This window comes from Luteitalea sp. (assembly GCF_044337415.1).
Lineage (GTDB): Bacteria > Acidobacteriota > Vicinamibacteria > Vicinamibacterales > Vicinamibacteraceae > Luteitalea.
On record NZ_JBIINP010000140.1, the window covers coordinates 1 to 10,852 of the forward strand.

Sequence of the window (10,852 nt, forward strand, 5' to 3'; positions counted from 1 at the left end):
TCAGCGCGCGGCGTCGAAGGCATTGCGGAACACCTCGGTCGTCGGGTCGCCGGTCGCGGGCCAGTGGACGACGACGACGTCGAAGCGGCAGGGGACGGGGCCGAGGCGTGTGCGTGCGAGGAAGGCTTCGGCGACGCGCGTCAGCGTGCGCTGCTTGCGCCAGGTGACGGCAGCCGCGCCGCCGCCGAACGCGTCGTCGCGCCGCGTCTTCACTTCGACGAAGACCAGCGTGTCTTCGTCGCGCGCGATCAGGTCGATCTCCCCGACGGGGGTGCGGAAGCGCGACTCGAGGATGGCGTAGCCGCGCGCCCGCAGCGCCGCGCTCGCCACCGCCTCGCCGTCGATGCCGAGGCCCTGCCTGGGATCGCTGGGGCCACTCTGGACGCATGCCTGCGCTCGATGCATGCGTGCGGACGTAGCAAAAGCCTTACCAGACGACAACGCCCCGCGGAGGGAGGCACTCCCGCGAGGCGTTGGGTGCAGATGGCAGTTCGTGCAAGGGTCAGCCGACTCGGCCGCTGCCAAAACCGCCACCTGTGACATCTGGCCGACACCACGACGCGCGTGGGCCCCGCCAGCTCTTCATTCCGAACTCTGAATTCTCAATTCGGGTGTGCTGGCCTTCTCGACGACCTGCTACGCGTTCGGCGTGACCAGCGGCGGGGCGATGACGCCCTCCATCTGCCGGAACATGCCGCGGAAGTACTTGAGCACGCGCAGCCCGTCGGTGGTCGTCTCGCCGAGTTCGGCGAAGCAGTACCCCTCGAACTTCATCTCCTGGAGGTTGTTGATGAGCCGCTGCCAGGGGTAGTCCTCGACGTACAGGTCGCGCATGTGGACCTGGCCGATGCGCGACTTGAGCAGCGCGAAGTTCTTGTCGAAGCCGCCGTCCATCAGATCGGTCGGGTTCGAGTTCCAGCAGATCCAGAAGCCCGGGTGTCGGTCGGCGTAGGTGAGCATCTTCACGATGCGGGGGATGCGCTGGGTCTCGGCGCCGTGCACCTCGAGCTGGATCTTCACGCCGGCCTCGGTGGCCGCCTGGGCGCACTCACGGATGGACCGGCCGATCTGCTCGAGCGTCTTCTCCTCGGGCACGTCCTTCGGCAATCCGTTGGGACGCACCTTCACGCCGGGGCACCCGAGGTCCTTCGCCAGTTGCACCCACTGCTTGGTCTCCTCGATGTTCTTGCGGACCACCGCGGGATCGGGCGAGTGGTACTCGCACGTGGTGCCGAGCCCGGCGATCTTGAGCCCCGCGCCCTCGAACTGCTTGCGGACCTCGGCGCGCTGCGCGGCCGACAGCGTGATCTCCACGCCGTGCGCGTGCGTCGTGCGCAGTTCGACGCCGTCGAGCTTGGCGGCCGTGAAGTTCTTGATGATCGTCGGCACGTCCCAGTCCTTGGCAACGTTGTAGGTGACGGCGCCGACCTTGAGCACATGCCGTCCACCGCCGGACGAGGCGGCCTGCGCCTCGGCGCGGGCAGGGACGAGGGCCGCCGCCGCGGGCGCGACGAGGCCAGCGGCGAGGAAGGCGCGGCGCGACGCGGCGCCGCCGGTACGTGAGTCGGTCATGCGGCGGATCGTACCGGATCGTGCAGTACACTGCGACCTCATCACGATGCCGCGTCGATTGCCCGCCCTGGTCACGTCCCTGCTCGTCGTCCTTGCCTGTGGCCACGTGTGGACGCAGCCCCGTGTGTCGCGCATCGACTGGGCCGCGCACGGGGGCTCGGCGGCGCACACGCAGCACTCCCCGGCCGACCTGATCACGCCGGCCAACGTGTCGCGCCTGAAGGTGGCCTGGACCTACCGCACCGGCGACGCGCGCGCCGACAACCGCTCGCAGATCCAGTGCAACCCGATCGTCATCGACGGCGTGCTGTACGCGACGTCGGCGCAGCTGAAGGTGTTCGCCCTCGACGCCGCGACGGGCACGCAGAAATGGGTGTTCGACCCCGTCGCCTCGGCCGGCGCGGGCGCCTCGAGCGGACTCGGCGTCAGCCGCGGCGTCACCTACTGGACCGACGGCGCCGAGCGCCGCATCTTCTCGGCGGCCGGCCCGTACCTCTATGCGCTGGACGCGACGACGGGACGCCCCATCCCGACGTTCGGGCAGGACGGACGCATCGACCTTCGCCAGGGCCTCGATACCGACGCCGCTGGGTTGTCGGTGCTCTCCAACACGCCGGGATCGATCTACAAGGACGTGATCGTGGTCCCGACGCGCCTCTCGGAAGGGCCGGGGCCCGCGGCCCCCGGCCACATCCGCGCCTTCGACGTGCGCAGCGGCGCGCGCCGCTGGATCTTCCACACCATTCCACGCCCCGGCACGCCAGGGCACGAGACCTGGCCGGCCGACGCCTGGCAGCGCATCGGCGCGGCCAACAACTGGGCAGGCATGGCGGTCGACGAGGCGCGCGGACTCGTCTTCGTCCCGACCGGTTCGGCGGCCTTCGATTTCTGGGGCGGCAACCGCGTCGGCGCCAACCTGTACGCCAATTCGCTCCTGGCGCTGAAGGCCGACACCGGCGAGCGGGTCTGGCACTTCCAGTTCGTGCACCACGACCTCTGGGATCGCGACCTCCCCACCGCTCCCGTGCTGGGGACCGTCACCAAGGACGGTCGCCCGGTAGACGTCGTGATGCAGGCCACCAAGACCGGCGAGCTGTTCGTGTTCGAGCGCGAGAACGGCACGCCGCTGTGGCCGATCGAGGAAGTGGCCGTGCCGCCGAGCACGCTCAAGGGCGAACAGGCGTGGCCGACGCAGCCGCGCTCGACGCTGCCGCCCATCTCGCGGCAGGAGTTCTCCGAGGCGACCATCACCAACCGGACGCCGGAGGCACGCGCCTTCGTGGAGCGGCAACTGGTCGGCGTGAAGCCGTTCCACAAGTGGCAGCCGCCCAGCGAGGAAGGCACGGTCATCTTCCCGGGCTTCGACGGCGGCGCCGAGTGGGGCGGCCAGGCCTTCGATCCGGCGACCGGCACCTTCTTCGTCAACGGCAACAACATGGCGTGGATCACGCACATGCTGCCGATCGATCGGAGCAAGGAGACCACCCACGTGGCGCGCGGCCGGCGCGCCTACCAGGTCAACTGCCAGCAGTGTCACGGCGCCGAGCGCAAGGGCGACACGACGCGCGCCATTCCCTCCATCGTCGACCTCGACAAGCGCCTGACGCGCGAGCAGGTGGCCGACGTCGTCGCGTACGGCCGCGGCCAGATGCCGATCTTCTCGTGGCTGCCCGAGGACGTGCGCGCCGACATCGTCGCCTTCCTGTTCAACGACACGCCGAAGCCCGGTGAGGTGACGAAGGAAGACGGGCTGCCGGAGATCCCGTACATCTTCAGCGGCTACACCCGACTGCTCGACGACAAGGGCTTCCCCGGCATCACGCCCCCGTGGGGCACGCTCACGGCGGTCGACGTCGGCAAGGGCACCATCACGTGGCAGGTGACGCTCGGCGATCGGCCTGACGCCCGGGGGCCGAAGGATCCGCCCACCGGCACGGAGAACTACGGAGGCCCGGCCGTCACGGCCGGCGGCGTGTTGTTCATCGGTGCGACCAACGACGAGAAGTTCCGCGCCTTCGACACGAAGACGGGCCGCAAGCTCTGGGAGGTCTCGCTGCCCGCCGGAGGCTATGCCACGCCCGCGACCTACGTCGTCAACGGGCGGCAGTACGTCGTCATCGCGGCTGGGGGCGGCAAGATGGGCACGAAGTCCGGCGACACGTACGTTGCGTACGCGCTGCCCTCGCCGGCGGCACGGCCGCGCGCGGCGCGCCCGGCGCCGGGGGCCGTCCGATGACCTCCGCGGCCTCGACGACGTCGAGCCCACCGGTCCGCCTGCGGAGCCTCGACGTGTTCCGCGGCGTGACCATCTTCGCGATGATGCTGGTCAACAAGCAGGGCGCGCACGACGGCGGGTATGCCCCGCTGCAGCACGTCCCCTGGCACGGGGCCACGCCCACCGACTGGATCTTCCCGTTCTTCCTCTTCATGGTCGGCGTGGCGCTGCCCTTCTCGATCGCGCGACGCCGGCAGCAGGGCGCCACCAACGCCGAACTCCTGCGGCACGCGGCCAGCCGCGCGGCGATCCTGTTCGCCCTGGGCGTGTTCGAGAAGAACTTCCCGTTCCTGACCACCACGCTCGATACGTTCAGGATTCCTGGCGTGCTGCAGCGCATCGCGTTCTGCTACCTCGCTGGCACGGCCCTCGTGCTCTACACCAGTCGACGCACGCAGGTGATCGTCGCGTCGGCGCTGCTCGTGGGGTACTGGATCCTGCTGGCGTTCGTGCCGGTGCCGGGGCTCGGCGTGGTGCCGATGACGGCCGAGTTCGCCTCGAAGAACTGGGCAGCGTGGATCGATCAGCTCACGATGGGGCGTCACCTCGGGTACGGTGGCCGCACGTGGGACGCCAATGGCCTGCTGTCGTCGCTGCCGTCGATCGTGACACTGCAGGCGGGCATCGTGGCGGCGTGGACGCTCGAGCGCGGCCTGACCGCTGCGGCGATGCGTCGACTGGCGTGGCTGGGCGTCGCGGGTGTGGTCGCCGGGTGGGTGTGGGGTGGCTTCCAGCCGCTGATCGGCCTCGGCATCATCGGCGAGCCGGCAGTCCAGGCCGCGTGGGTCTTCCCCATCAACAAGATGCTGTGGACCAGCAGCTACGTGCTGTACACCGCCGGCCTTGCGTGGCTGGCGCTGGCGGCCTGCCTGTGGCTGCTCGACCGTCGCCCGACGGCCGAGGCGCCGGCGTGGGCGCGTCCGTTCGTCTACCTCGGCACCAACGCCATCACGGCCTACCTGGTCTCGGGGCTCGTGTCCAAGATCCTGCACTCGCTGTGGAAGGTCACGGCCGCCGACGGCTCGTCCGTGTCGGTGTGGGACTGGGCCCAGCAGCAGATCTTCGCGCCGCTCATCCCGAGCGTGCCGCTGGCGTCACTGGTCCACTCGATCGCCTTCGCGCTGGTCTGGGTGGCGATGTGCGCCTGGATGTACCGCCGGCGCATCTTCGTCAAGCTGTAGGCGCGTGCCCCACGTCACGTGGGGCACGCCCTGCCCTCAGCCCTTGACCAGGGCGAACTTGCGCGGGTAGCTGCGGTTGGAGTTCCACTGCGCGACGTAGAGCGCGCCCGCCTTGTCGACGTACACGTCGTGCGGGTGGTTGAACGTGGCGTTGAACGGCACCATCCGGTTCAGCGCGCCGTTCTCATAGACGGGCGCCTCGCCGCCGACCACCGACACGACCTTGTCGTCGCGGTCGAGGATCAGGATCATCGCGTTGAGGCTGGCGATCGCGATGTGGCCGTCGGCCATCGCCGCGACGTTGCTCGGCTGCGATCCGGGCACCGGCACCGTCCGCAGCAGCTGGCCCTTCGGCGAGAACCACTTCAGCAGCGCGTTGGCGCGGTCGCACACGAGCAGTTCCGGCGTGCCGCGGCGCGTGTCGAGCCAGATGGCGTGCGGCTGCTTGAGGTTCTCGGGCGCGGTCCCTGCCCCGCCGAACGTCTCGATGTACTTCCACTCGGGGTCGAAGTGGTGGATGTAGTGCGATCCGTAGCCGTCGCTGATGTAGAAGTCGCCGTCGGGCATCACGGCGACGTTGGTCGCGTGGTACTTGGTGAGATCCGGGTACTTCGAGGCGAGTGCGTCCGGGTTCAGCCGCTTCACCTCGCGACCATCGGGCGTGAGCAGCGCGATGGCCGACATCTGGTGATCGGTCACCCAGAGCAGCTCGTCGCCGCGCTTGTCGACCTGGAACTCGAGCGCATGCGCCGCCGGGAAGCGATCCTCGCGCTTGGCGACGAACGTCCCGTCCTTGCGGTACGTGACGATGTTGTTCCGCTTGTCGTTGGTGAGCAGGACGATCTCGCCTGCACGGTTCTCGGTGATCGCGTGGCAGTCCTCGACGGGCACCTTGGTGCGGTCGAGGCGTCCCCATCCGACGACCTCCCGGTAGCGGAAGCGGCCCTGCCCGAGGATCTCGGGGCCGGGGATGGCGGCGGAGGCCGAGGGGGACGTGCCGAGGGCGGCGACGCCCGCGGTGATGGCGCCCGCGGCGCCCTTCATCATCATGCGGCGGTTCATGCGCAAGGTTCTCCAGGTTCGGGACGGCGCCATCATAGATCACCGCCACGAGCCGGGTGCGATGTGCCAGAACCTGCCGCGTCACCGGGTCCCCGATCAGGCGGCCTGTGTACCGCCGATCCTTTGGCCTAGACTAGTAGTACCAAAGGACAATGGACGTCGTGCCCCGACCGACCTAGGCTCGACGCGTTCCCGTCTCGGGTGACACCGGCGCATCTCGCGCTTGTCATCCCGATCATGCCCGGCGCTCGGGTCAGGCACTGACACCGGAAGGACTGAATCATGCGTTCACGTGACATGAGTCGCTGGCTGCTGATGGGTATGCTGGCGGCGAGCACCGTTGCCGGCTGCAGCCGCGAACCGGCGACACCAGAGGCCAAGCGCGCCAAGGCCGAGGCTCTGCTCAAGACCATGAGTGGATCCCTGGCCGCCGCCAAGGCGATCGAAGTCGACACCGTCGAAGTCAGTGACCGTCTCCGCACCGGGGGCGCCAAGGCCGAGACGCAGAGCGCGCGCCACATCGCCGTCAGGCGTCCCGACGGGGCGTACTTCAAGCAGACGGGCGAGGCGGTCGACAGCGAGGTCTGGTACGACGGCAAGCAGATCACCCTCGCGATGCACAAGGACAAGGCCTGGGCGCGCGGTCCGATGCCGGCGACGCTCGACGAGGCGCTGGACGCCATGGCCACCGAGTACGCGATCTTCGTCGTCGCCGCCGACCTCTTCTACAGCAATCCCTATGACTCGTTCGAGGCGAGTGCGTCGACTGGCGGATGGACGGGGACCGAGGTGATCGACGGCACGACCTGCGAGCACCTGGCCTTCGAAGCCAAGCTCGTGAATTGGGACATCTGGGTCGCCGACACACCTCAGGCGCTCCCCTGCCGGATGAAGGTCACCTACAAGCAGGAGGCCGGCAGCCCGACGTCGATGCTCACGTTCCGGAACTGGAACCTGGCGCCGGCACTCGCGGCTGACGCCTTCACCGCGAAGGTCGATCCGACCTACGAACGGCTGTACCTCATGCGCGCGCCGACCGCCGAACCCGTCGAGACGACCGCCGATGCCGGTGCAGCGGCGCCGACGCCCACGACATCCCCCAAGTAGCGAGGACCGCGAGATGACCTACTCCCACTCAGCCTTGAAGGCCCTCACGGCCCTGACCGCCTCGCTGGCGATGTTCGTTGCCGCGCCGGCCGAAGCAGGCCGCGATCGTGGCGGCTCGGTGCGACAGACCCAGAAGACGTCGAGCCGCAGCGCCAACGTCAGCCGCAACACGAACGTCAACAATCGCACGACCGTCAATCGCAACACGAACGTCAACGTCAACCGCAACGTCAACGTGAACACCCGCGGCTATGCGGCCCCGCGCGGCGGGGTCGTCGCCGGCGAGGAGGGCGCAGTGGCGGTGGGACGGCGAGGGGCCGTGGCCGTCGGCGAAGAAGGCGCTGTCGCGGTCGGGAGGCGCGGGGGCGCCGTGGCCGTCGGCGAGGAAGGGGCCGTCGGCGTGGGCCGGTACGGCCGCGTCTATGCCACGGGCGAGATCTACGAGGATCACGACGGCTGGAAGGTCGCCGCGGGCGTCGCCACCGGCATTGCCATCGGCACGATGCTGGCGCGGCCCCCGGCTGCGGCAACCACGATCGTGGTCGGCGGGTCGAACTACTACTACGACAATGGCGTGTACTACTCGCGCGTCGTGTACGGCGGAGGCGTCCAGTACCAGGTCGTGGCGGCGCCCCCGGGCGCAATGATCAGCGTGCTGCCCGCCGGATGCACCACGTACATGCGTGGAGGCATCGCGTACCGACAGTGTGGCGGCACGTACTACCAGCCCATGGGAAACAGCTACCAGGTCGTCGTCTTCTGAGACGAGCAGGCTCGCCCCACCTTTGGCCTGCGCGAGGCACCTCGCGCAGGCCCACCGCGCGAGTTCAGCGGCGTGAGCGTCGGAGGACCGCGAGCGCACTCCCCCCTGGGTCCGCAGGCTCGCCCGCGGATCGGCTCCACGGGCCGAAGGTGCTCGTCGACTGACGCCAGGCGAGGACGGGCGCCGGGGCCCTACGTGCCGGCGACCACCGCAATCGACTGATCGAGGATGTCGAGCGCCACCTGGGCCTGGGCACGCGTGAGCACGAGCGGCGGCGACAGGCGCAGCGTGTTGCGTCCCGCCCCGAGGATCAGCAGGCCGCGCGAGAAGGCCTCGTCGACGATGCGGTCACGCTCGGCCGCCGCGCGCGCCTTGGTCACGCGATCGGTCACCAGTTCCACGCCGATCATCAGGCCCTTGCCGCGCACGTCGCCGATGAGGGCGTGCTTCTGCTGCAGGTCGCGCAAGCCGTCGAGCAGGAAGGCGCCGACGTCGGCCGCGTTCGCCGTCAGCTGCTCCTGCAGGAGGCGAATCGTCGCGAGCGCCGCCGCGCACGACACGGGGTTGCCCCCGAACGTGCTGGCGTGGGCGCCAGGCGTCCACTCCATCACCCCGGCCCGCGCGGTGGCGACGCCGAGCGGCAGGCCGGAGGCGATGCCCTTGGCCATCGTCACGATGTCGGGCTGCACGCCGAAGTGCTCGATGGCGAACATCTTCCCGGTGCGGCCCATGCCGGCCTGCACCTCGTCGACGATCATCAGGATGCCGTGCCGCTCGGTGAGCGCCCGCAGTCGTTGGTGGAACTGCGGCGGCGGGACGATGTAGCCGCCCTCGCCCTGGATGGGCTCGACCACCAGGCCTGCCACTTCGTCTGGCGACACCAGGTGCACGAGCACCTTGTCCTCGAGGTACTCGAGGCACTCGGCCTGGCAGGAGTCGGGCGTGAGCCGCACGGGACAGCGGTAGCAGTCGGCGTACGGGGCATGGAACACGCCCGGCGCCGTCGTCGCCCCGAAGCCCTTGCGTTGCACGCTGCGACTCGCGGTGAGCGACAGGGCGCCCATCGTGCGACCGTGGAACGAGCCGATGAACGCGATCAGGAACGGCCGCTTCGTCGCGTAGCGTGCCAGCTTGATGGCCGCCTCGTTGGCCTCCGCACCCGAGTTGCCGAAGAACGACTTGCACGGCCCGGGCATCGGGGCCACCTCCGACAGGACCTCCGCGAGCCGCACCTGTGGCTCGTAGTAGAAGTCGGTGCCCGACATGTGCAGGTAGCGCTGCGACTGCTCGACGATGGCCGCGACGACGTCGGGGTGCGAGTGCCCCGTCGAGTTGACGGCGATGCCCGCCGCCAGGTCGAGGAACACGTTGCCGTCGACGTCCTCGACCATCGAGCCCTCGCCGCGCGCGATCACGAACGGATACCCGCGCGTGTACGAGGGCGAGACCACGTGGCTGTCGCGGGCGATGAGGGCCTGCGCGTTGGGGCCGGGCAGCGTCGTCTTGAACGTCGGGACCTGGGGCAGCGTGGTCATTTGCGTTTCCAGATGGTGCCGGTGGGGCCGTCCTCGAGGACGATGCCGCGGGCATCGAGCTCGGTCCGGATGCGGTCAGCTTCCGCGAAATTGCGCATGCGGCGCGCGTTGACACGCGCCGCGATGAGCGCCTCGAGTTCGTCGTGCGGGATGGGAGGTGCCGCGTCCTCGGCCCGGCGCAGCGCGAGCACGCCGAGCACCTGGTCGCACGCATCGAAGAACGCCAGCGTGGCGTCGGCCTGCGCGCGGGACAGCGTCCCGGCGTCGATGGCCGCGTTGGCCTCGCGCAGCAACTCGAAGACGGCGCCCAGCGCGCCCGGCACGTTGACGTCGGCGAGGAGCTTCTCGCGGAAGTCGGCCTGCGCGGCGTCGAGACGGGCGTCCCACCCCTCGGTGCCCGTACCAGCCGTCACGCGCGCGAGGCGGCCGACGCAATCCATCAGCCGCTTCACGGCCTCCTCGGCCTGCTGCAGGGTGGCCCACGAGAACCGCAGCTGCTTCCGGTAGTGCACCGAGATCAACAGGTAGCGCAGCGCCGACGCGCGGAAGCCCTTGTCGAGGATGTCGCGGATCGTGAACACGTTGCCCAGCGACTTCGACATCTTCTCGCCGTCGTCCATGAGCAGGTGCTCGACGTGGTACCAGAAGCGGGAGAACTGGTGCCCCGTGGCGCCCTCGGCCTGCGCGATCTCGTTCTCGTGGTGCGGGAAGATCAGGTCGACGCCACCGCAATGGATGTCGATGGGCGCAGGCCCGAGCAGGCGCAGCGCCATGGCCGAGCACTCGATGTGCCAGCCGGGACGACCGGGCCCCACGCCGCAGTCCCACGTCGGCTCGTCGGCACGCGTCACCTTCCAGAGCACGAAGTCGCGGGCGTCTTCCTTCTCGTACTTGTCGCTGTCGACGCGCGCGCCCGACAGGATGCCGGCGTGGTCGAGACGCGCGAGCTGCCCGTACTGCGGCAGGGTCGCGATGCGGAAGTAGATCGACCCCTCGCTCCGGTAGGTATGCCCGCGCTGCTCGAGGGCCGCGATCATGTCGGCCATCGCCTGCAGGTTCTCGGGGTCGGTGGCCCGCGGCGTGTCTTCGGGCGACTCGAGGCCCAGCGCGGCGGCGTCCTCACGAAAGGCGTCGATGAACCGCGTCGTGTACTCGCGGAGCGGCACACCCGCCTTCTGCGACTCGACGATGGTCTTGTCGTCGACGTCGGTGAAGTTGGTGACGTGGTGCACCTGGTACCCCGCCACGTGGCGGAGCGTGCGCCGCAGCAGGTCGACGGCGACGAAGGACCGGAAGTTGCCGATGTGCCCGCGAGCGTAGACGGTCAGCCCGCACGAGTACATGCGGACGGTGCCGT

At 69.5% G+C, this 10,852-nt stretch carries 9 protein-coding genes; 4 read left to right on the forward strand and 5 right to left on the reverse strand.

The window, feature by feature from the left end; translation table 11 throughout:
* Complete coding sequence (locus ACIRDX_RS16445) at window positions 1–405, reverse strand: YraN family protein (RefSeq protein WP_396626523.1); 405 nt, start codon at window positions 403–405, stop codon at window positions 1–3.
* A 231-nt stretch (window positions 406–636) separates the two neighbouring features.
* Entirely contained in the window at window positions 637–1,572 is a 936-nt protein-coding gene (locus ACIRDX_RS16450) for a sugar phosphate isomerase/epimerase family protein (protein ID WP_396626524.1), read from the reverse strand.
* Between ACIRDX_RS16450 and ACIRDX_RS16455 the strand changes: the two genes are divergently transcribed.
* Together ACIRDX_RS16455 and ACIRDX_RS16460 are read left to right on the forward strand one after the other, a co-directional pair.
* Window positions 1,571–3,808 carry a PQQ-binding-like beta-propeller repeat protein gene (locus ACIRDX_RS16455; RefSeq protein ID WP_396626525.1) on the forward strand — a complete coding sequence of 746 codons (2,238 nt, stop codon included), beginning with the start codon at window positions 1,571–1,573 and terminating at the stop codon, window positions 3,806–3,808. The genes ACIRDX_RS16450 and ACIRDX_RS16455 overlap by 2 nt on opposite strands.
* On the forward strand, window positions 3,805–5,028 hold the full coding sequence (locus ACIRDX_RS16460) for an acyltransferase family protein (RefSeq protein WP_396626526.1): 1,224 nt from the start codon (window positions 3,805–3,807) through the stop codon (window positions 5,026–5,028). The genes ACIRDX_RS16455 and ACIRDX_RS16460 overlap by 4 nt, the downstream gene beginning before the upstream one ends.
* 36 nt (window positions 5,029–5,064) lie before the next feature.
* Here the strand turns inward: ACIRDX_RS16460 and ACIRDX_RS16465 are convergent, their stop codons facing one another.
* Window positions 5,065–6,090 carry a hypothetical protein gene (locus ACIRDX_RS16465; RefSeq protein ID WP_396626527.1) on the reverse strand — a complete coding sequence of 342 codons (1,026 nt, stop codon included), beginning with the start codon at window positions 6,088–6,090 and terminating at the stop codon, window positions 5,065–5,067.
* Window positions 6,091–6,372: 282 nt separating this feature from the next.
* Between ACIRDX_RS16465 and ACIRDX_RS16470 the strand changes: the two genes are divergently transcribed.
* Window positions 6,373–7,197, forward strand: a complete 825-nt coding sequence (locus ACIRDX_RS16470) for a DUF2092 domain-containing protein (protein WP_396626528.1) — start codon at window positions 6,373–6,375, stop codon at window positions 7,195–7,197.
* 34 nt (window positions 7,198–7,231) lie between these two features.
* The gene (locus ACIRDX_RS16475; protein WP_396626529.1) at window positions 7,232–7,960 is read left to right on the forward strand and encodes a DUF6515 family protein; all 729 of its coding nucleotides are present in this window, start codon (window positions 7,232–7,234) and stop codon (window positions 7,958–7,960) included.
* Between the two features lie 191 nt (window positions 7,961–8,151).
* Here ACIRDX_RS16475 and ACIRDX_RS16480 read toward each other — a convergent pair whose 3' ends face one another.
* Both ACIRDX_RS16480 and cysS read right to left on the reverse strand, forming a co-directional pair.
* Entirely contained in the window at window positions 8,152–9,495 is a 1,344-nt protein-coding gene (locus ACIRDX_RS16480; protein ID WP_396626530.1) for an acetyl ornithine aminotransferase family protein, read from the reverse strand.
* Window positions 9,492–10,852, reverse strand: a 1,361-nt coding sequence (gene cysS / locus ACIRDX_RS16485) for a cysteine--tRNA ligase (protein ID WP_396626531.1), incomplete at its 5' end; no start/stop codon positions are given. The genes ACIRDX_RS16480 and cysS, both read right to left, overlap by 4 nt.